The following is a 24,955-nucleotide window of genomic DNA, read 5'->3' as shown; positions in this document are numbered from 1 at the left end:
TTAGGGTTAATATTATAAAATATAAAAGCCAATAGGTTTTAAAGGTTCTGGTACGTTGGTTTCGCCTAACAATTGCCTGATATTTATCTCTATAGTACGGGCAATTGCCGTTACCGATACATCGCTTGGTCTATTCCTAAAGGGGTCCTGTAATTGAGAAGCACTTTTCTGTATTAAAAAAAAGCTGGTCGATATTAACAATAAAAGCGGAATCTCAAAAATCATGGAAACATCTTTTAATGAAATAGCTAAGGTAACCACAAACAAATAAATCGTAAAATATAAAAACTGTCGGTAAGTAGATGGAAAAATAGTGCCGTTAATTCTTTCGGCTTTTCCCATAGAGTCAGTTAGCCTGGTAAGTGTATCGTCCAGTTGTAATTGAGTAAAGGTATCTATTTTGCCTCTTTCCCGCAAAGCTCTTATGTCTTTGGCATTTAATTGCAAAATGGCCAAAGGTTTGTTGTTATGCGCCGAAATTACATTTAGTTCAGGTTTCGAAATAAATTGTTCTGCGTCTTCCAGCGGATTTTGCCCTCTTAGTGACCGCCCCAGCGCATAACACCAGGCCATTTGCCGGTAAGCAATGGTTTTAACATCTTCTAATCCGGTAAATCCTAAAAAAGATTGCAACTGAATAACCAGGCTACGAGAATCATTTACAATAGCGCCCCAAACTTTCCGGGCCTCCCACCAACGGTCGTAAGACTGGTTCATTTTAAAAGAAAGTAAAATAGAAATGGCAGTACCCAGGAAAGAAGGAATGGTAAGCGGCATATCTGGTAAAAGATGGATATACCGGAAAGAAATTATATTAGTGGTTAGTCCTACCAGCAACACAATAAATATATCGTATTTTATCTGGTTAAAAATGTATGGAAGTGAAATGGTTTTGTTTAAAATCATAAGCTAAAATACTTTATGAAAATAATATGTATCTTTTTTAATTAAAGCAAATGCGCCTAATTAAACGGCAATTTACAGTACCGGTTTAGAAGATTAAAGTAAAGGCTGAATAAGGAGGAAATACAGTGGTTATCTGTCTTAAATTCAGCTGCTTTTTTGCTTTTAGGAGTATACTAGCATGGGAGTAAATTCAAAATAAACAGATTCTATGTTTTATTACTAAATTAGTAGGTATAGCTTTTGTGTGAGCAGATAATAAGCTTATCTTTTAGCCTGTTAAAAATTAGTTATGCAGATTCATACATCACTACCGAGGGAAGTATTAAGGGCATTTGAATCGGTGCCAGATCTTTACCTGGTTTTTTCCCCGGATTTAACCATTCTTACGGTAAGTGATGCCTATTTAAAAAAAACAGGTGCCAATCGGTTTGATTTAATTGGTAAAACTGTACGGGAAGCGCTTCTTACCCTGCCAGGAACAATGACCGAAGAAACCATAACGGCTATGGAAGAATCGCTCCGGCAGGTACTACAAAATAAAAAGCCTCACCAGATGCCTCCGCAGCGATTCAAATTTAACTCGCCGGAGGATACCCGGGAAGAACAGTATTGGCGCCTAATAAATACACCTGTGCTAAATGAGCCAGAAGAGGTGTGGTATATTATTCATAAAGCAGAAGATATTACCGAATTAATGCGGCAAAAAAGCCAGTCCGGTACATTAGCTAAAACGCTTTCGGAAGAAATTAAAATACGCCAAGAGTTAGAGGCAACGCAGGAAATATTAAAAGAAACTGAAGAGATAGGACATTTGGGTAGCTATGAGCTTGACCTGGCTACGGGTCTACTTTATTTTTCTGATGGTATGTTTCGGCTGTTTGGCGAAGCGCCGCGCGCATTTATTCCCACATTAGATTTTATAGATTCCCGATCTAATCCTGAGGATGCGGCCGAAGTCAGGAAAATACTGGATCGGGCCGCTATAGACAAACAACCTTATATGTATACCCGTCGCATTCAGCTTCCGGATGGTACCTGGCGGGTGGTTGAATCGCATGGCAGGGTGCTTTGCGATGCATCTGGCCAAGCTTTGAAATTTAGGGGAGTGGTGCAGGATGTGACCGAACAGAAAACAGCTGAAAAACAACTCCAGGAAAGTAAAGAATACCTGCAATCAGTTATAGATGCTTCGCTCAGGGCTATTTCGGTTTCTCAGGCCATACGCGACGAAGAGGGACAGATAATAGATTTTGAATGGTCCATGATAAACACGTCTACCAAGCAAATGTGGGGCGATCTGGTTGGTAAACGTTATACTGAAGTCTTTCCGGAAATTAGGGAGACCGCTACCTTTAAAAGTTTTGTTCAGGTTGTAGAAGAAGGTACTCCTCTGGATCTGGAGGTACATCACACCTATAAAGGCAACATCAATTGGTTTAGACTTATTAATGTAAAACTAGGAGATGGTTTAGTACAAAGTGCGGAAGATATAACAGTACGCAAAAAAGTAGAACAGGAAATTCTGAAGCTGAAAGATGAGGTAGCGCAATTAGCCACTGACAAATACCTCATGCTGTTCAACTCTATTGATGAGGGGTTTTACTTATGCGAAGTTATCTTCGATGCAGATAACAATCCAGTAGATATTTTTTATCAGGAAGAAAATCCGGCGGCTGTACGAATTATTAGAAAAAGCTTGGTTGGCAAAACACTGCGGGAGATCAATCCTGATTATGAGGCTTTCTGGTTTCAAATATGGGGAGATGTGGCCTTAACCGGAAAAAGCCAACGTCTGGAACTGTATTCAAATCCGGATGAAAAATGGTTTAATTTTTACATAACAAAAGTTGGGGATATAAATAGCCGCCAGGTGGCTGTTGTTTTTAATGATGTAACCGAACAAAGGTTAACGGAGGAGGCCTTGCGGAAGTCGGAGCAGGAAAGCCGGCGCCTGGAAGAAACCCGTAAAAAACAACTGGAGGTATTTGACACTATTCTTGCCCGTCTGCAGGAATTTGTATATCTGTTCGACCGGGAAGGCCGCTTCCAGTACGTTAATAAGCCGCTGCTGGATTTGTGGGGCTTAACCTTGGATCAGGTAGTTGGAAAAACTTTTCTTGAATTAGGGTATCCTGATGATCTTGTCAAAAAGCATCAGGAGCAAATAATGCGGGTAGTGGAAACTGGCCAGGCGGTGGAAGGCGAAAGCACCTATACCAACAAAGATGGTGTAACACAGCAATTCGAATATATTTTTGTTCCGCTTTTTGCTGCCGATGGATCGGTGGAAGCTGTGGGAGGAAGGACTCAGGGGGTTACAGAGCGGAAGCAGGCAGAAGAAGCCTTACGTAAATCAGAAGAACGGTTTCGTTTATTTGTTACGGCCAGCTCCGATACTATTTACAAAGCAAGCCCGGACTGGAAAGAATTGTACAGTTTAGTGGGTAAGGGAATTGTATTAGATGCGGAAGAGCCTACACCTAACTGGATAGAAAGATATATTCCAGAAGAAGATAGACCTGTGGTTTTGCATGCTATCAGGAAAGCTATACAAACTAAAGATATTTATGAGTTGGAACACCGGGTTTACCGGTTAGATGGTTCTATTGGCTGGATCTTTTCGCGGGCTATACCGGTACTAAACGAGCAGGGAGAGATAATTGAATGGTTTGGTGCCGCCAGCGATATTTCGCTAAGGAAAAGTGCCGAACAACAACTTAAAGAGTTTAATGCTTTACTCGAAGAGCAGGTTGCCGAACGTACTTTTGCCTTAAAACAAAGAAATGAGCAATTTGAAGCGGCCATTAATGTTTCTCCGGTGGCTTTAGGTGTGGTAAAAAGCATGCGGAATAGCCAAAAACAAATTGTTGATTTTGCAATAGATTGGGTTAGTAAAATTGGAGAGGTGATGGCCGGCAGAAGCTTGTTAGGATTGCCATTAACAGAACGATTTCCTTATGTTCGGAAAACCGGACTGCTTCAAAAGTTTATTAGAACTGTAGAAACCGGAGAAGCTACCGAATATGCGTATAATCTGCGTGAAATGGAAATTAATAAATGGTTTCGGTGGCGGGCGGTAAAATTTTATGATGGCTTATTTATTTCGGTTGAGGATATTACTGAAACAAAAAAAACAGAAGAAGCCTTAAAAGAAGAGCACCGGCGGCTGAAAGAATCGCAGGCCATTGGGCACATAGGTACTTTTGAATGGAATCCTGTTACTGATGATATCTATTGGTCGGATGAAATGTTCCGGATTCACGGGTTGGAGCCGCAGTGCGAAAAAGTAACCTTGGATCTGGTGTATTCTTATGTGCACCCGGATGATGTAGTATTTGTGAAAAGAAGGTTTAGCAATGCCCGTAAGCAAGCAGGTTCTTACGAAATTACGCACCGTATTGTACGGTCTGATGGCGAGATTCGGTATATTCTGCGGCGTTATGAGGCGCGGGCCGATCAGCATGCGCAATTTATGTACCTTACAGGTACTGCCCAGGATATTACTGATTTGAAGAAGTACGAGCAAAATATCCTGAAGCACCTTACCTTGCTAAAGCAGTCAGAAGAAGTAGTGGGCATGGGTAGTTGGGAATACGATATAAATACCGGAGCTATTCATTGGTCGGAGGGTATGTACCGCTTGTATGGGCTGCCAACGGGCAGCCCGGTTAATCTGACAACCTACCTGGAGCACGTAATTGAAGAAGATCTTCCGTTGGTCCAAAGACTTATAAATACTATAAGAAGCAAACCGGCTCCTTTGGAGGAGACCATGCGCATTAAGGTAGACCAGGAGATAATTACGCTCAAAATAAAAGCCATTGTGTTGCGCGATGAGCTAGGTAAACCAATTAAGGTGCTGGGCATAGATTTGGATGTATCGGAAGTAAAAAGGCTGGAAGAAGAAAACCTGCAGATGCGCTTAAATCAGCAGAAAGCTTTATTAATTGCTATCCTGGATGCTCAGGAAGAAGAACGACGACGTATATCAGAATCTTTGCATAATGGAGTAGGGCAGATATTATATGCCACTAAATTAAATTTGGACCGTGTAGAACGCCAGATGCCTAAAGGTCCGGAGGCCCAACGCCAGGTATTGCAAACTACTCAAAGTTTATTGGAAGACGCGATAAATGAAACCCGACGGGTGTCGCATGAGCTAGTACCGGTTATACTAAAAGATTTTGGATTAGAGAAAAGCGTTCAGGAGTTATGCCGCGTCTACGACCAGAGTGCAATCCGTTTTTATTGTGAAGTAGATGGTTTTGAAACCAGACCTGAACCATACTTAGAGGTAGCTATTTACCGCATTTGCCAGGAATTGGTAAATAATATAGTAAAACATTCTGATGCCTCCGAAGCGAATATTCTGCTTTACCAGGAAGAAAATGAAATTACCTTAAAAGTGCGGGACAATGGAAAAGGCATTCATGGGGAGCCTGTTCAGAATAAAGGTATTGGTATTCGTTCTATTTCGGATCGGGTAAAATTGCTAAACGGTACTTTTGCCATTTCCATCCCAAATACGGGTAGGGGTACCTTGGTAACGATCATAATTCCGGTAACAGGCTAATGACTTTCATATTAACTATTAATTATCACAGCCTGCAGCTTAACGATAGTAATACAGAGTAATTAGTACGCTGGCTGTTTTGTCTAAATATATTATCCTCGGAAAAGAAGCTTCTGCCCTCCAGGCGGGCCAGCGATTTTGACGTTATAGCATAATCATAATTTATGGATAGTCCATAGGTTTGAAAGCCATTGGGTGTTTGGGTATCAATTATGATTCCGGTTTTATCTTTATAGAGTTCTCCTCGCAAAGCGACAGTTGAAGCAGAAGTAAGATTATGTTTTACTATAAGAACGGGCGTATACCAGAAGGCATAGTTACGTTGGGAATTTTTGTCCCGGCCAATATCAAACCCGGTAATAAGCCCCCATTTTTTGCCCAGCTGATAAATGCCGTATAGATTATGGTACGTCCGGATGGCGTTTAGCGAATCAGGACTATCTGTGCCAATAAAGTTGCTGTAATTAAGCGTAATTTGACTAGTGGGTTTATAATTTAGCTGAAAGCCTGCCGAAGGTTTATTGATATTATCGGGTCTTTGGATACGTTGCCATCCATTCAATATTAAGCCGGCTACTTGCAGATTAGCTTTTTTATTAATGAATGTAACCTTAGCACCGGTTTCATAATATGGCGAATTTTCAGCAACTATGCTTCGGCTAACCGTCCAGCAATCAGCAGCAACCGCACTTTCAAAGCCAATATGTGAAGGCATAATACCTGCATCGAGCCAAAGGTTATGTTGCCGGGAAAGCTTAACCCCAATATTAGCTTCATAAATAAACCGGAGGAGAGTAGGTTCTGCAGCCAGGTTATATTGAGCATAGTTTCCGGTCATTAAGGCTAAATTAGCCCGTAACGTGGCTTGGGTATAAGAGGCTTTAGCAAATGCCAGATTAATGTTTACTTCGTTGTGGCGCTTGTGATTGTAAAGGAAATAAGGCCTTTCGTGATTTTGAGGTTTAGCAAAATCAAAGCCGTAATAAACTTCTGCGTAGCCGCTAATTGTAACGGCAGCACTATCCTGAGCAGTAGCTTTAAGCCCTAAAAGGAAGCAAGCGAATACTAGAGCAAGATATAATCTCTTCAAATACAGTACGTTTTTTGACAGTTAATTCTGCTGGCCTATACTTAGCAGTAACCTGATAAAAGGTACTTTTGCTTCACGAATATTTATTTCTGGTACTGCTTAATTACCTCCCGTACACTTCCATATTGAGCTACCAGTTTTTCAGCTTCTTCCTGGCTTACAGGTAATTCGTCCATAACCATAAGCACCGCGCGGTTTACCAGTTTATGATTGGATAATTGCATATCAACCATTTTATTGCCTTTTACCCGTCCTAACCGAATCATGGTGGCGGTAGTAAGCATATTAAGCGCTAATTTTTGAGCAGTACCGGCTTTCATGCGTGTGCTGCCAGTAACAAATTCTGGACCGGTAACAATTTCTACCGGAAACTCAGCTACCTGTGCCACTCTAGAGCCAGCATTACAAACAATGCAACCGGTAGCAATACCTTGTTCCCGGCATTTTTCTAAACCTCCAATTACGTAAGGCGTGCGGCCGGAAGCAGCAATTCCTACTACTATATCCTGGTTGGTTATCTGGTGCTCGGCTAAATCTTTCCAGGCTTGTTCAAAATCGTCTTCAGCAAATTCTACGGCTTTTCTAATGGCTCCGTCGCCGCCGGCAATTATGCCTACTACCAGGCCATGGGGTACACCATAAGTTGGCGGACATTCAGAAGCATCTACAATACCCAACCGGCCACTGGTGCCGGCACCAATATAAAACAACCGGCCACCGTTCTCTAAACGTTGCACAGTGGCGTTTACTAACGCTTCTATCTGCGGAATTGCTTTTTCCACGGCATCGGGTACCGTTTTGTCTTCTTTATTAATATTTACCAGTATTTCGTGCACATGCATGTGCTCCAGGTTATTAAAGTGGGAAGCTGATTCGGTGGTGCTCATAGGGGATTTATTTTGGCTGTTGCCAGTGATATAGTTTAAATGTAAAGTTAAGCTAAATAGTAGTTCCTTATTTTAGTATTCCAACAACGTTGAATTTATCAAAGACAAACTCAGTATGAGGCGCATCCTTAAGTTCGGCTGTTAAATCCTGACCGGCCCAGTGTTCATAGTGGTTGCCATCGCGCCAAAGCCTTGATTTACGTACATCGTATATCATGCCTTTGTAAGCTACCCATATTTCGTCCCGATCCTGGCCATTACGCAACGCCAATTGCGATTTACTGTATTCCGGTAGGTTTTCTTCCAACATGTATTGAATAATCTTTTATTAATAAAAATAGGAGGGCCTGCAACCAAATTATTATTTTTAGGCTCTTCTGGTTAATAAGTCCTGTTTATTTAGCCTAACTCATACAAAGAACTCTAGATTATTTAAATAATGAAAAGAATCAGTTTTATTTTTATTTTATTCCTGGTTAGTTCGGGTACCCTATTAGGCCAGAAAACAGAGGTTTCATTACAGGGAACTACTACGTTTTCGGCCTTTGGTGGGGCAAATGCCACCAGAACATCCGGTATGTTAGTAAGTGGCGATGGGTCTGATAATTATACAAATGACCCTTACGGGAAATATGTTGGAGTAGGATATGGCGCAGCTATTCAGCTGCAGCGTGTTACTCAGGGCCGTACTATATTGGGATTACAAACCGGGTATGAGGTGTTAAGAAGCCGGGTTAAAATAACGTCAGTTTATAATATAAGGCCGGAGCCTACTCCCATTAAATCTGGTGAAACAGTTTTGCGTAACGATTTTATTAACATAAATCCTTACGCAGGCCACCGGTTTACCATCCGCAAAATAGATTTAGACTTAACAGGTGGTCTGGAAATAGCTTTTTTTCAGGAAAGCCGGGAAAAAGGAAGTGTTACCACGGCTAATGGGCAAACCTACTATTCCGACCGGGAACGTTTCAGGCCTGGTTCAGATATCAGAGGGCGGTTAAACCTGACTGGTTATTATAAACATATAGGAATTTCGCTGGGGTATGCCCACGGAATAAAAAATTATACGCCTATGCTAGAGGGGGCTACCTTAAACAGGTATGCCCGGGTGGTGCGGTTAGGAATAAATTACCGGATTTAAAAGTAACCTATTTACTGCTATTGTTACATAGGTTGCTTCCGTAACAATAGCAGTAATTTTGTGTTTGTTCAGTTATATTATTCGGGGAGAAGTTGATTGGGTTTATCAGACTCCGCCTGAGTAAGTTTATTCAAAAGTTGTTAATCTTTCTTTCAGTTTATATGTTGGTGTAGCCGGGAATTCGGATTATGCCATCCGGCCCTGGGTTAAGATCCAGCGATTAGGAACTTCGCCGTTGCTGGCTTGTATGTAATCGTCGTAGCTGCAAGGCACAATCTTTCTTAGTTTTTCCTTCCCTAATCCTTCTACTTCCATCCACCATTTATCGCTTACTTTGCTTTTATAAAAAGCCATTTTGTTTGGGTTGTCATGAAAAGCAATGGCATACTTTACGAATTTCTTGCCGGTAAAATCAATTTCGTTTTTCCGGTTAGAAAAGCCTTCCAGAAAATACCAGATCATAACCGAAATGGTCATGGCGGTGGTGCCATGTAAATCCTGCTCCGGATTGTATTCATAGATGCCAAAAGAGGTTAGGTGGTCGTTCAGGCCCGCGTACCAGCACAATTGGCAAGCCTCTTCGCCGGTTAGCCCAAACGGGTTACTTTCGGTAATATTGGGTGCCGCTTGGCCATTAATGGCTTTAACATCAAAACTTAGCATATCAGCCTGGCGAATAACTGGCTCTGCCAATTGAACATTTTTATGGATTTCGCCTACCCGAATGGTTTCAAAATGCAGTTTTTCTAAGGTGGCAGTTACCTCGGGTTCTACCAAGTAAGATTGGTGCCCTAACTGACTTAAACTAAACAGATAATTTGGCTCATGCATTAAAATTCGGTGCAGGTGTTTTTTATGTTGTGGCGTATCAGCGCCTTCTGTCATATCAATACTGCTGTCTACGGTAACCAGGTTTATAACCTTTTCTAAATTTTCGTACCCTAAAAACTGGCCGTAGTCCAGGTCGTGGCTGCCGCCAATGATAATGGGCAAGGTATTGCTGCTTACTAAATTTTCAACTATTTCTTTCAGGCGCAGGTACGTATCTTCTAAGGTAATACCCGGAAGTAAATTGCCCAAATCAACCACTTTATACGTGCCGGTTCCTTTTTTTAGTCGGTATAGTTTTTTACGTACTTCGTTGGCTGGGTGCAGGGTGGGGGTATTCTGGTTAGCTCCGCGGTACTCATTCATACCAATTAATGCTATATCTGCTGACCGCCATTCCGGGAATTTCTGGGTAAAAATTGAGAGAGAACTACCTACTGATTTTACATCATGGGAGTAATTATCAATAAAATCGCGCAGAGGCTCAAAAAATATAGATAAATTCATGAATATGGTATAGAACTAAGACCAAATTTAACAAAATAAAGCAGGAATGATATATTTACTTCCGTAAAGAAATGTAAGATTTTTTGTTGAAACCTAAACCATAAATTTTACTGTTTTTTCAGAAAAAAGCCTGTATTTTTAACTTCATTTAAATTAGCCATCGCCACCACCATGGAACTAAGAAGAGTTTTTGATATTCTGCCTTACCAACTACAAAATTATCCTCAGGAAGATTGCCTTGCTGCCAAAACAAATAAGCAATGGAAAAAGCAAAGCACCCAGGAAGTAATAGATGCTGTTAACCTTTTTAGTTTAGGATTATTACAAGCCGGCATTAAAAAAGAAGACAGGATTGCAATTGTTTCCATGAACCGCCCGGAATGGCTAATTTGCGATCATGGCATCCAACAGGTAGGTGCTGTAAGTGTGCCCATGTACCCTACCATTACAGTAGATGACTATAAATATATATTCAGAGATGCTGAAGTCCGCCTGATCTTTGTGTCGGATAAAAGCTTATATAAAAAAGTAGTAGCCGCTACGGCCGATATTGAGGGTATACAAGGTATTTATACTTTTGAGCCCGTACCCGAAGCCAAGCATTGGTCTGAGATTTGGGCGCAGGCCAATTTAGCTGATGTGGCTACCCTGGAACCTGTCAAGGCCAGTGTAGATCCTCAAGATTTATTAACCATTATTTACACTTCAGGTACTACTGGCAATCCTAAAGGGGTTATGCTTACGCATAACAACCTTATTAGCAACTGTTTGTCGGCCAGGCCTTATGTGCCGGTAAACCATAATCATCGGGCGCTTAGCTTTTTGCCTCTTTGTCATATATACGAACGTATGCTTACGGCTGTGTATATGCAATTTGGAGTTTCTATTTATTTTGCAGAGAGCATGGAAGCTATTGGGGATAATTTAAAGGAAGTTAAACCCCATATATTTGCTACCGTACCGCGCTTACTCGAAAAAGTATATGATAAGATAGTAAGTAAAGGCAAAGACTTAACTGGGGTAAAAAAGTCACTCTTCTTTTGGGCCATAGAACTAGGTTTAAAATACGATAACCAAAATCGCAGTGCCTTTTATAATATGCAATTAGCACTTGCCAATAAACTTATATTTAGTAAATGGCGGGAAGCATTAGGCGGTAATGTAATCTGTATTGCTTCGGGGGGAGCTGCCTTGCAGCCACGCCTGGCACGGGTTTTCTGGGCAGGGCAAATCCGGGTAATGGAAGGTTATGGGCTTACCGAAACCTCGCCCATTATAGCTTTTAATCGCCACAACCCGGATGAAAATGTGATTGGTACAGTGGGGCCAGCCATAGATAATGTGGAAATAAAGATTGCTGAAGATGGAGAAATACTAACGCGTAGTGCCAGTGTAATGAAAGGGTACTATAAGCGTCCGGAATTAACAGCCGAGGTAATTGATGCTGATGGATGGTTTCATACCGGAGATATTGGAGAATTTGTGCAAGGTAAATATTTAAAGATTACCGATCGCAAAAAGGAGATGTTTAAAACCTCCGGAGGGAAATATATAGCTCCACAGCCAATAGAAAATAAGCTGAAGGAATCTGTATTGATTGAACAAGCCATGATAGTAGGAGAAAGCCAAAAGTTTGCTTCGGCGCTTATTGTGCCTTCTTACCCCGATTTAAAGGAGTGGTGTAAACAAAATAATATTTCTTACACTACCGATGCGGAGATGGTGAAATTGAAAGAAGTAAGGGATGTTTACAGACAGGAAATAGTAAAATTTAATAAAGATTTGGCACAATGGGAACAGATTAAAAAGTTTGAAGTTTTGCCGCAGGTTTGGAGTATTGAAAGTGGCGAAATGACGCCCAAACTTAGTTTAAAACGAAAAATAATTAGCCAGAATAATCGGTCTGTTATTGATGGGTTTTATAAATAGTCTTCAGTGTCCAAATAAACCGAATCAATAATTTATTAATTGGTACAACAAAGGCGGTGGTGTATATAAGTTATTTATATGCACCACCGCTTACTTTTAAAGGTAATCTGAGCTTTACTTTTTACTTTAAGGTGATCTTAATTAGCTGCAAGCCCATTGATTTTTTAGAAGGACGCACCACGGCTATAAGTGTTTTTTCATTAAGCCAGGTGGTAAAATCTTTAACGTAAGGCAAGCCTTCTGTGCTGGTAATGCCTAAACCCATTGGTTTAGGTGCGTCTGTAGCTCCATTGCGCAAATTAATTTTACGGCTGTATAAATCAGTTTTTCCATTCAGTGCCTCCAGTGTTACTACCTGCAAACTATTTTCTACTAAATTAGCTTTGTACGAAATACTGCTAAAGCCCTCGGATGCAGCCGCTTTTTGGCTTTTATTAATAACAGAATGCCAGGTAGGATTTAAAAAGTCATCAAAAGCAAATAAGTGCATTTCCTTAGCTAAAAAAGGAAGCTTTGGTCCCTCATTGTATTTTTTCTCTGCAATTACCACTAAGTTTTTCTCGGCATTTACTAGCAAATCAGTTAAATAAATATCCTCTAAGCGAGTAGTGGCAGCCTCTCCGGATTTAGTGACTTTATTTAAAGCCGCCACATACTCCGGATTAAACCTAAATTCAGGCGCAAACTTCATGTTACCGGCGGTAAAATCAAATCTGGCCACCTTTAAACTATGATAGTTTCCTGTTTTTTCGTCGGCACAAATAATTGCGGCATAAACCGACCCATCGGGTTGTAATAGAAATTTTGAATCTAGCACATACACTTGCTGACCATCAAATAAACCTCCTACCTGTACATCCATGCCCTTTATTTCTTTGTTATTATTAATGTAGCGCCGGACAGAAAGCTTGGTAGCATTATGGGTAATAAGAGAAACAAATTGTTCGCCAGTATCATTTATCTGCACATTGGCTGATAATATATTATTCAAATCCTGAAGATTGTATGACCGGTCCGATACTTTATTTAAATTTTCATCATACACAGAAGCATTAATAGCCTTTAATTCATCTTGCTGGTAGCTGTATTTATAAGCTACCAACTTGGTGCCGTTGGGAGATATGGCGGTACCAATCCGACGATTCTGAGCAGGTGCTTCAAACAACTTTTTGGATTCTGCTTTTTTACCTGTTTGTAAATTTATAAGGGTACCATAAACTGCTTGGCTACCTGCTCCTGAAGGCTTCCGGTTGGTTAAAATAATGGCGGAGCTTGAATTAACCGCAAAAGCTTCAATATCTTCACCAGGGCTCAATGGAACAGAAGTTTGCCATATCTTTTTCAGATCGGAACTGTATAGCTCTACCGCATAGTCATTGGCAGATTTTTTACTAAGTATAATAAAGTTATTGCTGCCAATGGGGTGCGCCTTCTGCGGTATGCGTTGGTTATACTGATCTTCTGATTGTTCCGGAATATACTCAAAGGGAGCAGATTTGGCTTTAATTTGCGCCCGCGCCGGACTAGCATATGATAGCCCTAAAAAGATGAAACTTAGTAAGATATTAGTAATCTTATGTTGGGTTAAAGTAATCATATTCTCCAGTGTTAAGCTTTCTTCAGAAACAAAAATGTGAAATTTTTATTTTACGAGCCTTATTGTATCCTATTTTAAATAATTTCTATTATTTACTATAGTTTCTATTTGTATTGAAAAATATTTAAAAGTATTAAGGTTTATCCTTTATGTTTCAAATAAATAAGTCTAAATTTGTAAAAATATTAAATGTTGATAATTATAATTTCTTATTTGAAACATTTAGTTTTTACTACCAGTATTCGCTAAGACTCTAAAAGAAAGAAAGAGTAAAGGTAATAACTATATAAATGGGTAGTCTAAAAGGAGAAAGAATTAAAATGGGAAAAGTTTTACATCCATTAGTTTTTTGCTCCCGTACCTTAAATAGAGTTAAAATATTGGAACTTATAAAAGATACTATATGAGATTTATTTTTAAAGTTTTCGTATTAGTTGGCTTAATAATACTAGGGAAGTGGGGGAAAGACAACTCGTTAACTGAAGATAAACCCAGAGCAACTATTATTTACCCAATGTACTCCCAAAGTATTGATTTAAATATTCTGCCAAAAGAATCTAATCAAACAATCAAAAAAATTCAGGTTAATTATAACTACTAATTTTACTATATATACCTTTTTACACGTTAACTAATACGGCTCCAATTCAGGGTGTTCTTTTTTAAGGATTGGATATGTCGGCTAATGTTTTGGTTTTGAGGTTGGGCTAATGTTGGATCTTGTTCCAGGATTAGTTGCGCTGCTGCACGGGATTCCTGTAATATTTTAGAATCCTTGGCAAGGTCAGCTACTAATAAATCTAATACACCGCTTTGTTGGGTACCCATTAAATCGCCCGGTCCTCTTAGTTTTAGATCAATATCTGCTATTTCAAAACCGTTATTGGTGCGCACCATAGTTTCTAACCTTATTTTACTTTCTTTACTTAGTTTATAATTGGTCATCAGGATGCAGTAGGATTGCTCGGCACCCCTGCCAACCCGGCCCCGTAACTGGTGTAATTGCGATAAGCCAAAGCGTTCGGCACTTTCTATTACCATTACCGAGGCATTAGGTACATTTACGCCCACTTCTATAACCGTAGTTGCCACCATAATTTGAGTTTCGTGTTTTACAAAGCGTTGCATCTCAAAATCTTTGTCCTGGGGCTTCATTTTTCCATGGACCATGCTTATCTGATATTCTGGAAAAGCGCGTTTTACACTTTCGTAGCCATCCATAAGGTCTTTATAATCCATGGTCTCAGATTCTTCAATGAGCGGATATACGATATAAACCTGGCGGCCTAATTTAATTTGCTCGCGTAAGAATCCAAATACCCGCAACCGGTGCGCATCAAAACGATGTACTGTAACAATTTCCTTTCGTCCGGCGGGTAATTCATCAATGACAGAGACATCAAGGTCGCCGTACAAGGTCATAGCCAGGGTACGGGGAATAGGCGTAGCCGTCATTACTAATACATGCGGAATAACCCGCGGATTTTTTTGCCAGAGTTTAGAGCGCTGTGCTACCCCAAACCGGTGCTGTTCATCAATTATACATAACCCCAGATTCTGGAATTGGACCACATCTTCCAGCAAGGCGTGGGTGCCCACAATTATCTTCATCTCGCCGGATTGCAATTGCTCATGTATTTTGCGGCGTTCGCTTTGTTTCGTGGAGCCAGTAAGTTTGCCCAGGTTAATGTTTAGCTTATCCGCAAATTGTTTTAACCCTACGTAATGCTGGTCGGCTAATATTTCGGTGGGGGCCATTAAGCAAGATTGAGCCCCATTATCGCTGGCCATGAGCATGGTTATAAATGCCACAATAGTTTTGCCGCTTCCTACATCGCCTTGCAGCAAGCGGTTCATTTGCTTGCCAGCACATAAGTCTTTATAAATTTCTTTTATTACCCTTTTCTGAGCATTGGTTAAATCAAAGGTTAAATGATTGTTATAAAATTCAGTTAAAGTAGGAACGTTCTTAAATATTTGCCCGGCTAAATCTGCTTTGCGAATTGTTTTTTGTCGTAGTAATTTCAGCTGAACGTAGAACAATTCTTCAAATTTTAGCCTGAATTTCGCAGCATTTAATTTATCTGTGTTTATTGGAAAATGGATTTGCAATAATGCTTCCCGCTTAGAAAGCATCTTGTATTGATCTATTAAATCCGGAGAAAGTGTTTCAGGTATATTGGTAGCGGCAAGTTTTAACAATTCAGCCATTATCCGGGAAATGGCTTTGCTGTCGAGCCGGTGATTTTTTAATTTTTCGGTGGTAGAATAAACCGGGTGTAAATAACTCTGGCCTTGTTTTACCTCCGTAGCTTCTTCCACTTCCGGATGGGCTATGTTAATGCGGCTATTAAATATGGTAGGTTTGCCAAAAACAATATACTCAGCGCCAGTTTTAAGGCTGGTGTTCATCCACTTTACTCCTTTAAACCATACTAATTCCAGTTCGCCGGAAGCATCAGTAAAAACAGCCGACAATCGTTGTTTACGGCCTTCCCCTAAAAGTTCTTTCGAACGAATTCTACCTTTTACCTGGATGTAAGGTAAATCTTCATGAATGTCGGCTATTTGGTAAAATTGGGTGCGGTCGAGGTGGCGAAAGGGGTAATGTTGGATCAGATCGCCATACGTAAAAATATTAAGTTCTGTCTGTAATAAACCTGCCCGTTGTGGGCCCACCCCCTTCAGAAACTCAATTTTGGTATGGAAAAAATTCACGTATAATTAAGAATAGAATTAAAGCTTAAAAGTAAGTTGAGGAAGAAAAGTATGATCTTTAAAGAGTTTAAACTAAAGCTCTGGCACAATTATAGCTGGTTTAAATTACTTGCCAGATATATGCCGCCATTTCAAGGTATTCAGCATATGAACAATATCTTTTTTAATATAATTAATAACTGGTGCCAGGGAATCGTTGGCAGTAGCCGTGCGAAAATAGAGAGCTCCCCGAAAGAAATGTTTGGTGCTATCAGTTACATAAAACTGAAACTGTGTAGGTACTTGTCCTGATAATTCGGCCACACTAATTTTCATACCGTTTGGTGTTTGAATTAATCCTTCCTCAATGGCTTCGGCTTTAATCTGATGCTTAATAGTAAGCTTCCGTGCATCTTCCAGCAGGCTGTTTAATACCTTTTTATTATTGTTTATGGTGCGGTAGGTTAATTGAACATTTGCCTGATATTTCGGATAATAAACATTAATCCAGTAAGGCATAGCCGTGCGGGAAGAATCTCTTAATATTTTACTGTAGATAGAATATTCAAAAGAATAAGGATAATTGCCTTTAAGAAGTTGATATTTGGGACTTGGTAAATCAATTCGGTTATAGCCTTTGGGTTTGGGACTAAATTCCTCATTGCGGCATGAAATCAGCAACAGCCCGCCAATTAGGATTAAAAAAAAATAACTAGCTACTGGTCTGAATATTTCCTGTGCTTTCACCCACATATACTTTTACGCGTTTTACTCTTTTGTTATCGGCCGCATCTATTATAAAACGATACGAATCCAATTCTATTTCTTCACCTTCCTGCGGAATCTTTGAAAAGAGCTCCAGCATTAATCCACCAACCGATTCATTGTTTTTGCGAACTGCTTCCAGGGTTTCGGCAGGCATACCAATCACCTTACAAAAATCATTTAAGGCAGTATGTCCTTCAAAAATATAGGTATTTTCGTCAAGTTGCGAATATTCTATTTCTTCTTCCTCGTCAAATTCATCATTTATCTCACCTACAATCTCTTCTATTATGTCTTCAAAGGTGAGAAGTCCGGCAGTGCCACCATATTCATCTACCACAATAGCCATATGCACATGCTTTTCCTGAAACTCCCGAAGTAAATCATCTATTTTTTTACTTTCTGGTACAAAATAAGGTGGGCGCAATAATTTTTGCCAGGCAAAATCAGGGGCCTCATCTAAGTAAGGCAGCAAATCTTTTATATATAAAATGCCTTCTATTTTATCAATGGTATCGGTATACACTGGTACCCGGGAATAGCCTTCCTGGCTAATGAGTGGCAGTAATTCAGCAAAAGTAATTTCTGCATTAAAAGCAATAACATCTACCCGCGACCGCATTATTTGCTTTACCGTAATAGAGCTAAAGTTAACAATGCCTTTTAATATTTCTTTTTCCTCGGCACTGCTATTTGCCGGAATGGAGGCATCTATGGCATTTTGCAATTCATGTAAGACTACTGTACCTGGCTTATTCCGTACCCTGCGTTCTATTAGATTACTTAAGCCTAATAAAAAGCTTACCATTGGGGCTAACAACATATGGGCAACCTGAATAACGCCTGCCATGCGCAGGGCCGAAGCCAGCCTGTTTTGAGTTGCCCGCACTTTTGGGAATACCTCTCCAAAAAAAGCGACGGCAATTGTAAGCAACAAGGCTAAAATTACAATAGTAACTAAATTTAAGGTGCTGCCCCCCGATATCCGAATGGCAACGTTAATGGCAATCATGACTAGTCCTACATTGATAAAGTTATCCAGTACCAACAAAGTGGTTAATAGGCGCTTTGGATTTTGTAGTAATTGCCAGATTTGCTGGTAGGCGCGTTGAGGCTTTTGCCGGCATTGTTCTAATTCCGCATCCGACAAAGAGAAAAATGCTGCCTCGGCATTAGAAATTAATGCCGAGAGAAGCAATAATAAAGTTATTCCTAATAAAGAAAGACCCAGATCTAGGGTTACAGGTGTAATAAAAGCAGAAACCAATTGGGAGTAATAACTCGGAGGGTCCCCAGCATCTATATTTTCCAAAATAAATAATTTAGTTCAACAATAAATTAAAAGGGTAAATCGTCCGGTTCAGAATCAAAAGAAGAATTGCTCATTTCGGGCTTAGCGGTATTTCCGGCAGTTCCATAATTCGCTCCGGTTTCTGTGTTCCCGTTTTGAGAACCGTTCTCGCCACCCCGGCCACTACCCAGCATAGTCATGTTATCAGCCACAATTTCTATGCTATAACGCTGTACACCGTCCTTGTCCTGATAATTATTAGAACGTATTTTACCTTCGATGTATACAGACTGGCCTTTCTTTAAATATTTTTCGGCTACTTCTGCCAATCCGCGCCAGGCTACAACATTGTGCCATTCTGTTCTTTCCTGTCTATTGCCATTTTTATCTTTAAAGCTTTCGGAAGTGGCAATGGGAAAGCGAGCTACCGCTACACCACCTTCAGTGTGCCGGATTTCGGGGTCTTTTCCTAAGTTGCCAACTAGAATTACTCTGTTTATGCTAGCCATTCGTTTTATAGTTTTAAGTAAACAATTTATGTAAATTGTAATGTAAATATAACTAAAAAATAGCGTCTTTCAAATATTTATCTATCATTACTGCCTTAGGTAAAGCCTCTATTTCTGCCAAAGAAAAAAGGCTTAATCCGGTGCTTTGCAAGGTTTCTTCACTTAAACGAGATTGAAGTTCAAACAGGTAAAATTTACTATATATTTTCTGATGGCTCAGGACGTGTTTATATACGCCTGAAGTGTTTTTGATACTTGATATCTGGTCTGATTTAAGTAAAAGGAACTGCTCCTTCAGTAAGTTTACGGGGATTTCTAACGCATCTGTTTCATGTAAATAAAAATCATATAGCCCTTGCCAGATATCGCTCTGTATTCTTTTGCGCAAATAAAACTGATCCTGGTATTGCAGTACGAGGTAATGAAAAAATCTTTCCCGGCTGGCCTTGGCTTTACTTTTATGGGGTAGCGCCTGCACCATGCCATTTAAAAATGCAAAGCATTCTTGCTGTAAAGGGCAAAATAAACAATCGGGCATAGTAGGGGTGCATTGTATAGCTCCAAATTCCATAATGGCCTGGTTGTATGTGTCTGGTTCCGTTTCCGAAATAAGCGAGTCGGCTAATAGTTGAAATGCTTTTTTTCCGGCAGGGGATGCAATGTTTTCGGCGAGGCCAAAAACCCGGGCCAGCACCCTGAAAACGTTGCCATCTACCACGGCTACTTTTTCTTTATTAGCAAAAGAAGCAATGGCTGCTGCTGTATACGGGCCAATGCCGCGCAATTTAATTAGCTCCTGGTACGTTTTAGGGAAAATACCATGTAATTTATTTACAATAGTTTGGGCGGTGTGGTGCATGTTCCGGGCCCGCGAGTAATAACCTAAGCCCTGCCAGTGGCGGAGTATTTCATCCTCAGGAGCATTGGCTAAATCCTGGACGGTAGGATACGTATTAATAAAATCTAAAAAGTAGGGGAGACCCTGGTTTACACGGGTTTGCTGTAATATTACCTCCGATAACCAGATGGCATAAGGATCTGTAGTTTCGCGCCAGGGCAAGGAGCGTTTGTGCTGGTGGTACCAGTTAATTAAGGTACGGGCAAAAAAGTGGGGATCAGGAGCAGACATCACAATATTTGAAAAGTATAAAAACCCAAACTTATAACAAATGAACAGGTTAATAGATTTTTTTTAGATAAATAGTTTTAGTTCTTCAAAAATGAAGTTACCTTTGTGCCCCGTTTCAGATTAACTAACAGATTGTTAGTAGTGGTAACGGGAAATTTAAAATTTTATTCACCTATATAACACATTACATCAAGTGACTAAAGCAGAAGTAATATCAGAGATTGCCGACAAGACAGGGATCGAAAAAGCTGATGTGCAGGCTACAGTGGAAGCCTTTTTCAAAGTGGTAAAGGATTCTATGGCAAATGGAAATAACATTTATGTAAGAGGATTCGGAAGTTTTATAAATAAGAAACGTGCTAAAAAAGTAGCCCGTAATATTTCTAAAAATACATCTATTATTATAGACGAGCATTACGTTCCAAGTTTTAAGCCATCTAAATCTTTCGTAAGCAAAATTAAAAACAGCAAAAAAGTTAAATCTGAAGTTGTTTCTTAATTTTTTAGTAGCTTTGTAAGCTAAAGTATTGTGTGATAATTATTTCTGTAAGCATCTGAAAACTATTAGATTCCAAATATTTGTAGTTGTAGCCGCCCTGGCATTAGTGGGGGTGTTGTTTTCTTTACCTAAAATAATTATCAACAAAGATAAGAAGAACTCACTCTCCGGAACCGCTGCTACCGCTAACCGTGATGTAGCAGCGGGCGGAGATAAAGGCCACGGCGAGGCCGGTCATGTGCATGAAGGCGAAGATGAAGCTGCTGCGGCCCATGCCACCGTTACTCCTGAACAGCTAAGTGAGCTAAACACCCTCCGGAAAAAATACGAGCAAGAGAATAATGCTACTACTAAACTCAGTCTGGCAAATGAGTTAGCCGGAAAATATGCGGCAGCTTCTAAATACGATAGTGCTGGATATTACTATGAAGTAGTGGCTGCTGCCCGTCCGGGTGAGAAAATTTTCCAGAAAGCGGCTGATCAATATTTTGAAGCATTTAGCTTTTCTGCTACCGAAGACCGGGCAAAATCCTTAGGGGTGAAGGCTCGCAGTCTGTACGAAAAAGTCCTAAAAAACAATCCTTCTAATTTAGATGCTAAAACCAATATGGCTATGACTTATATAGCTTTAGGTGAAGCTCCTATGCAAGGAATTGGTTTATTACGGGAGGTACTGGCAGCAGATCCGAATAACGAGAAGGCAGTGTTCAACTTGGGAATTTTGTCTATTCAATCCGGTCAGTATGATAAGGCTGTTGAAAGATTTGAGCATTTGGTGGAGGTTAATCCGAAGCACGTCCAAGGAAACTTTTATTTAGCTGTATCGTTGGCGCAGGTTGGTAAAAAAGAAGAGGCGCGCCGGGTGTTTTTAAATGCTAAGAAATTAGATGCTGATCCGGGATTTCAAGCTTCCATTGATACCGAATTAGCCAAATTAAAATAAAGCCATTGGCCTTTCTGGCCATTTAATAAGAAAAATAAATTAGTTAAAACGTTAAAGAATTTAAGTCATGCCTTGCGGAAAAAAAAGAAAGAGACATAAGATCTCTACCCACAAAAGAAAGAAACGTCTTAGAAAAAACAGACATAAGAAGAAGTAGTTTAGCCTAACTTCTTAATAACCCACGTTGCCAAAGGCAAGCGTGGGTTTTGGTATTTTCTTTCATATAAAACATAACGACATTGAGTAACGAATTAATTATCAATTCTACTCAAGATGGAGAACGGATTGCCCTGTTACAGGACAAACGTTTAGTCGAATATCATTTTGAAAGAAATGATACGAACTATACCGTAGGAGATATATTTCTGGGTACAGTTAAAAAAGTTATGCCGGGCTTAAACGCCGCCTTTATTGATATTGGTTATCAGAAAGACGCGTTTTTACATTATCACGATTTAGGTGGCCATATTAAGTCACTTAATAAATTTGTTAAACTAGCTCAAACCCAGAAAAATATTACGTCCAAACTTAATGGTTTTAAGTTTGAACCCGAAATAGATAAACTGGGTAAAATGGGCGATGTGCTCAAAAAGGGCCAGCAAGTGCTGGTTCAGATCGTAAAGGAACCTATCTCTACTAAGGGACCCCGTTTGTCTTGTGAGTTATCACTGGCGGGCCGTTACCTGGTATTGGTGCCTTTCTCAAACACGGTAAGTGTTTCGAAGAAGATTGTGAGCAAAGAGGAGCGTCAACGCCTTAAAAGGCTTATTATGTCCATTAAACCCGAAAATTTCGGGGTTATTATCCGGACAGTAGCCGAAGGAAAGGATGTGGCGGAACTCGATAGAGATATGCGCAGTATGGTAAGCACCTGGGAACAAGGTGTAAATGTGCTAAAAACTGCGAAAGATCGTGATAAAATAATCGGTGAGCTTGGACGTTCGTCATCCATTCTGAGAGATATTTTAAATGAAAGCTTTGATAACATTGTGGTGGATAATACCCAGATGCACGATGAAATCAGAACTTACATAGAAAAAATTGCCCCGGATAAAGCTAATATTTTGAAGCATTATACGGGCAAAGTAAAGACCTTTGAACACTACGGCATTGAAAAGCAGTTAAAATCGCTTTTCGGCAAAACAGTTAGTATACCAGGCGGCGGATACCTGATTATTGAGCATACGGAGGCTCTGCATGTTATAGATGTTAACAGCGGTAACAAATCCAACTCAGAAACGGATCAGGAAGGAACAGCCTTACATGTGAATTTAACTGCCGCCCGCGAGGTGGCCCGCCAATTGCGCTTGCGCGATTTAGGCGGAATTATTGTTGTCGACTTCATCGATATGAAATCTGCGGAAAACCGGCAGAAGGTATATGAAGTGGTAAAAGAAGAAATGAAGAAGGATCGGTCTAAATATACCGTACTTCCTATCTCTAAATTCGGGTTAATGCAAATTACCCGTCAGCGGGTAAGGCCTGAACAAAATATTTCAACCGGGGAAGTTTGCCCTACTTGCGGCGGAACTGGCAAAATTACGGCTAGTATTCTGGTGACCGACCAGATTGAGCACATTATTGATGATTTACTGACTATTCAGAATCAGAAGAATATTTCGCTGTTTGTGCATCCATTTGTATATTCTTATTATACCAAAGGGTTTATGTCCAAACAGTGGCAGCTGTTTTTTAAATATTATAAGTGGATCAAGTTTGTACAGGACACCTCCTTGGGAATTACTGATTTTAGAGTAGTTGACGAGAATGGTGAAGAAATAGAACTTCATGCCAGTGTTGTAGAACAAAATTCCGTCCAGGAGAAATTTGTAGAATCTGAGACAGAATAATCTAACCCATAATAAAAGCAGAAAGCCCCAAAAGATATCTTTTGGGGCTTTCTGCTTTTATAACTGCACCTTAAAATCTAATTCCTAAATCTAAGGCTACATAATCTGCCTTAATAGAAATGTTTCTGTTGTTTAACTGGCCGCGTTTTTTATAATAATTGTCAATATTGGTCAGGCCCCGATGGTAAGATAATCCACTAAATATTTTGGTGCTTTCGCCTACTTGTCTTTCTATTCCTAATCCAAAAATAGCATTCAGATCCATAAAGTTAAAGTGCCGGATATATTTGGAATCATTGTCCGGGTTTAGCTTTTGATTGTTAACCTTTGCTGCTACAATAGGATTTAAAGAGCCTCCTACTTGAAAAAACAGCTTGGTTTCCGGAGCTATTTCATTTGTAAATAATTTAATGGTAAGCGGAATTTCCAGGTACTGGAGCCGGAACTCGTCGGCTCTTATTTGATTTTGCGCATCCTTGTACGCAACTCCAGCTCCGGTTCCATTATAAATAAATCCGGTACTAAAGGCATAATTTCTTTGGAAAAAGTAATCAGCTATAATGCCGCCGCCTAAATGTGTTTTAGCATTAAGCCCTTTAAACTGAAAAGCGGAGGGAGCTGTTACCCGGTTGGTTGCCATGGAAGGCGAAATGCGTAAACCAATTTCCCATTGAGCAAAAACAGAATTAGTAAGCAGCGTTAGAAAAGCAACAAAAACAATTTTTTTCATAGATGATGTTTAAATAGAGCAGGATATTATTTAAGTAACGGATTCGTTTCTAATTTTGTCTTAAACGTACAAATGTTATGCAAAAATATATTGCCTTCTTTTTTACTCTATCAATAATTTTCAGTTGCCAGAAAAAGAAGTGTGAAATAAATCCCGAAATAGCTAAAATAAAGGCTCAGGTAACTATTGAGCGGTTAGAGAACTCATTTTTTGCGGCCAAAGATGAAAATGCCATACGAGCCTTTTTAGCACAGCATCCCTCATTTGCCCAACGATACCTGCAAATAAAGCCTCAGGCTCCGGATGGTAATATAGTAGCTTCTTTAACCCGATTAACGAACGAACCTAACTTAAATAAGTTTGCCCAGGAGACGGAGAATAAGTTTAAGGATCTAACGCCTATTAAACAAGACTTAGAAACAGCATTTAAACATCTTAAATATTATTATCCTACTTTTATTGTCCCAAAGGTAAATACATATATCAGTGGTTTGTTAGGACCTGATTTGTTTGTGTCTGATAGTTTGCTGGTGCTGGGTATCGATTATTTTGCAGGTAAGCAGGCCAGGTACCGTCCGCAACAGCCTGAATACATTCTGCAACGGTACGAACCGGAGAATATGGTGCCAGCAGTCGTTTTACAGCTGTCTTCGCAATACAACAAGATTGATTTGGAAAGGAGCAACATGATGGCTGAAATGATTAATTACGGTAAGTCGCTTTACTTTACGGAACGCATGATGCCTTGCACGCCTGACTCCTTGATTATTGGTTACTCAGACCAGCAAATAGCAGATGTAAGGTATAACGAAGGAAAAATCTGGGCTCATTTTATAGAAAAAGGATTGCTGTATGAAACTGATCATTTTAAAGTTAATAAATATGTAGGTGAGCGACCAAACATCCCGGAAATAGGTAAGCGCTGTCCGGGACGGGTAGCCACTTGGGTAGGGTGGCAAATTGTTCGCAAATACATGGCAGAGAACCCTGACATTACACTGCAGCAACTTATGAATGATTCGGATTCACAAAAAATATTCCTGCAGTCGAAATACAAGCCTAAAAAGCGGAGCTAATTTAG

General features: G+C 40.0%; 20 protein-coding genes. 8 read left to right on the top strand and 12 right to left on the bottom strand.

Annotated features, from left to right (window positions below; all coding sequences use genetic code 11):
* Positions 1 to 12 precede the first annotated feature (12 nt).
* Positions 13 to 906, bottom strand: coding sequence for a bestrophin family protein (locus ADHAQ_RS0105365; RefSeq protein ID WP_026462073.1), 894 nt, complete (start codon positions 904 to 906; stop codon positions 13 to 15).
* Between the two features lie 289 nt (positions 907 to 1,195).
* Between ADHAQ_RS0105365 and ADHAQ_RS27090 the strand changes: the two genes are divergently transcribed.
* Positions 1,196 to 5,479 (top strand): sensor histidine kinase, encoded by a 4,284-nt coding sequence (locus ADHAQ_RS27090; RefSeq protein ID WP_026462072.1) that lies wholly within the window; start codon positions 1,196 to 1,198, stop codon positions 5,477 to 5,479.
* A gap of 25 nt (positions 5,480 to 5,504) precedes the next feature.
* On the opposite strand, the gene ADHAQ_RS0105355 is transcribed toward ADHAQ_RS27090, so the two are convergent.
* From ADHAQ_RS0105355 to ADHAQ_RS0105345, 3 genes are all read right to left on the bottom strand, one after another.
* Positions 5,505 to 6,569, bottom strand: a complete 1,065-nt coding sequence (locus ADHAQ_RS0105355) for a porin (protein WP_026462071.1) — start codon at positions 6,567 to 6,569, stop codon at positions 5,505 to 5,507.
* 83 nt (positions 6,570 to 6,652) lie between these two features.
* Entirely contained in the window at positions 6,653 to 7,456 is an 804-nt protein-coding gene (gene murQ / locus ADHAQ_RS0105350; protein ID WP_026462070.1) for an N-acetylmuramic acid 6-phosphate etherase, read from the bottom strand.
* Positions 7,457 to 7,523: 67 nt separating this feature from the next.
* Positions 7,524 to 7,766 (bottom strand): cytochrome b5 domain-containing protein, encoded by a 243-nt coding sequence (locus ADHAQ_RS0105345; RefSeq protein WP_034256599.1) that lies wholly within the window; start codon positions 7,764 to 7,766, stop codon positions 7,524 to 7,526.
* 129 nt (positions 7,767 to 7,895) lie between these two features.
* On the opposite strand from ADHAQ_RS0105345, the gene ADHAQ_RS0105340 reads away from it, so the two are divergent.
* On the top strand, positions 7,896 to 8,600 hold the full coding sequence (locus tag ADHAQ_RS0105340) for an outer membrane beta-barrel protein (protein WP_026462068.1): 705 nt from the start codon (positions 7,896 to 7,898) through the stop codon (positions 8,598 to 8,600).
* Between the two features lie 186 nt (positions 8,601 to 8,786).
* Here the strand turns inward: ADHAQ_RS0105340 and ADHAQ_RS0105335 are convergent, their stop codons facing one another.
* The gene (locus ADHAQ_RS0105335) at positions 8,787 to 9,935 is read right to left on the bottom strand and encodes a formimidoylglutamase (RefSeq protein ID WP_026462067.1); all 1,149 of its coding nucleotides are present in this window, start codon (positions 9,933 to 9,935) and stop codon (positions 8,787 to 8,789) included.
* A gap of 171 nt (positions 9,936 to 10,106) precedes the next feature.
* Between ADHAQ_RS0105335 and ADHAQ_RS0105330 the strand changes: the two genes are divergently transcribed.
* Entirely contained in the window at positions 10,107 to 11,864 is a 1,758-nt protein-coding gene (locus tag ADHAQ_RS0105330) for an AMP-dependent synthetase/ligase (RefSeq protein WP_026462066.1), read from the top strand.
* A 121-nt stretch (positions 11,865 to 11,985) separates the two neighbouring features.
* Here ADHAQ_RS0105330 and ADHAQ_RS0105325 read toward each other — a convergent pair whose 3' ends face one another.
* On the bottom strand, positions 11,986 to 13,461 hold the full coding sequence (locus tag ADHAQ_RS0105325) for a hypothetical protein (RefSeq protein WP_026462065.1): 1,476 nt from the start codon (positions 13,459 to 13,461) through the stop codon (positions 11,986 to 11,988).
* Between the two features lie 403 nt (positions 13,462 to 13,864).
* Between ADHAQ_RS0105325 and ADHAQ_RS0105320 the strand changes: the two genes are divergently transcribed.
* Positions 13,865 to 14,062, top strand: coding sequence for a hypothetical protein (locus ADHAQ_RS0105320; RefSeq protein ID WP_026462064.1), 198 nt, complete (start codon positions 13,865 to 13,867; stop codon positions 14,060 to 14,062).
* Between the two features lie 26 nt (positions 14,063 to 14,088).
* Here the strand turns inward: ADHAQ_RS0105320 and recG are convergent, their stop codons facing one another.
* The 5 genes from recG to mutY form a co-directional block, all read right to left on the bottom strand.
* Positions 14,089 to 16,179, bottom strand: coding sequence for an ATP-dependent DNA helicase RecG (gene recG / locus ADHAQ_RS0105315; protein ID WP_026462063.1), 2,091 nt, complete (start codon positions 16,177 to 16,179; stop codon positions 14,089 to 14,091).
* Between the two features lie 105 nt (positions 16,180 to 16,284).
* On the bottom strand, positions 16,285 to 16,911 hold the full coding sequence (gldD, locus tag ADHAQ_RS0105310; protein WP_051359724.1) for a gliding motility lipoprotein GldD: 627 nt from the start codon (positions 16,909 to 16,911) through the stop codon (positions 16,285 to 16,287).
* Positions 16,871 to 18,235: a gliding motility-associated protein GldE gene (gene gldE / locus ADHAQ_RS0105305; RefSeq protein WP_026462061.1), complete on the bottom strand. Its 1,365-nt coding sequence runs from the start codon at positions 18,233 to 18,235 to the stop codon at positions 16,871 to 16,873. The genes gldD and gldE overlap by 41 nt, the downstream gene beginning before the upstream one ends.
* A gap of 26 nt (positions 18,236 to 18,261) precedes the next feature.
* Positions 18,262 to 18,723, bottom strand: coding sequence for a single-stranded DNA-binding protein (locus ADHAQ_RS0105300; protein ID WP_026462060.1), 462 nt, complete (start codon positions 18,721 to 18,723; stop codon positions 18,262 to 18,264).
* 52 nt (positions 18,724 to 18,775) lie between these two features.
* Positions 18,776 to 19,852, bottom strand: a complete 1,077-nt coding sequence (gene mutY, locus ADHAQ_RS0105295) for an A/G-specific adenine glycosylase (RefSeq protein ID WP_034256598.1) — start codon at positions 19,850 to 19,852, stop codon at positions 18,776 to 18,778.
* A 193-nt stretch (positions 19,853 to 20,045) separates the two neighbouring features.
* Here mutY and ADHAQ_RS0105290 point away from each other — a divergent pair, with 193 nt between their 5' ends.
* From ADHAQ_RS0105290 to ADHAQ_RS0105280, 3 genes are all read left to right on the top strand, one after another.
* Positions 20,046 to 20,351 (top strand): HU family DNA-binding protein, encoded by a 306-nt coding sequence (locus tag ADHAQ_RS0105290; RefSeq protein WP_026462058.1) that lies wholly within the window; start codon positions 20,046 to 20,048, stop codon positions 20,349 to 20,351.
* Positions 20,352 to 20,379: 28 nt separating this feature from the next.
* The gene (locus ADHAQ_RS0105285; RefSeq protein ID WP_245590577.1) at positions 20,380 to 21,294 is read left to right on the top strand and encodes a tetratricopeptide repeat protein; all 915 of its coding nucleotides are present in this window, start codon (positions 20,380 to 20,382) and stop codon (positions 21,292 to 21,294) included.
* A 239-nt stretch (positions 21,295 to 21,533) separates the two neighbouring features.
* The gene (locus tag ADHAQ_RS0105280) at positions 21,534 to 23,144 is read left to right on the top strand and encodes an Rne/Rng family ribonuclease (RefSeq protein WP_026462056.1); all 1,611 of its coding nucleotides are present in this window, start codon (positions 21,534 to 21,536) and stop codon (positions 23,142 to 23,144) included.
* Positions 23,145 to 23,214: 70 nt separating this feature from the next.
* On the opposite strand, the gene ADHAQ_RS0105275 is transcribed toward ADHAQ_RS0105280, so the two are convergent.
* Positions 23,215 to 23,874: a porin family protein gene (locus tag ADHAQ_RS0105275; RefSeq protein WP_034256597.1), complete on the bottom strand. Its 660-nt coding sequence runs from the start codon at positions 23,872 to 23,874 to the stop codon at positions 23,215 to 23,217.
* 77 nt (positions 23,875 to 23,951) lie between these two features.
* Here ADHAQ_RS0105275 and gldB point away from each other — a divergent pair, with 77 nt between their 5' ends.
* Positions 23,952 to 24,950: a gliding motility lipoprotein GldB gene (gene gldB / locus ADHAQ_RS0105270; protein WP_071781093.1), complete on the top strand. Its 999-nt coding sequence runs from the start codon at positions 23,952 to 23,954 to the stop codon at positions 24,948 to 24,950.
* Positions 24,951 to 24,955: the final 5 nt, after the last annotated feature.

This window comes from Adhaeribacter aquaticus DSM 16391 (assembly GCF_000473365.1).
GTDB lineage: Bacteria > Bacteroidota > Bacteroidia > Cytophagales > Hymenobacteraceae > Adhaeribacter > Adhaeribacter aquaticus.
Note: the sequence above shows the minus strand (reverse complement) of the source record. Positions and strands in the feature narration are given on the sequence as shown.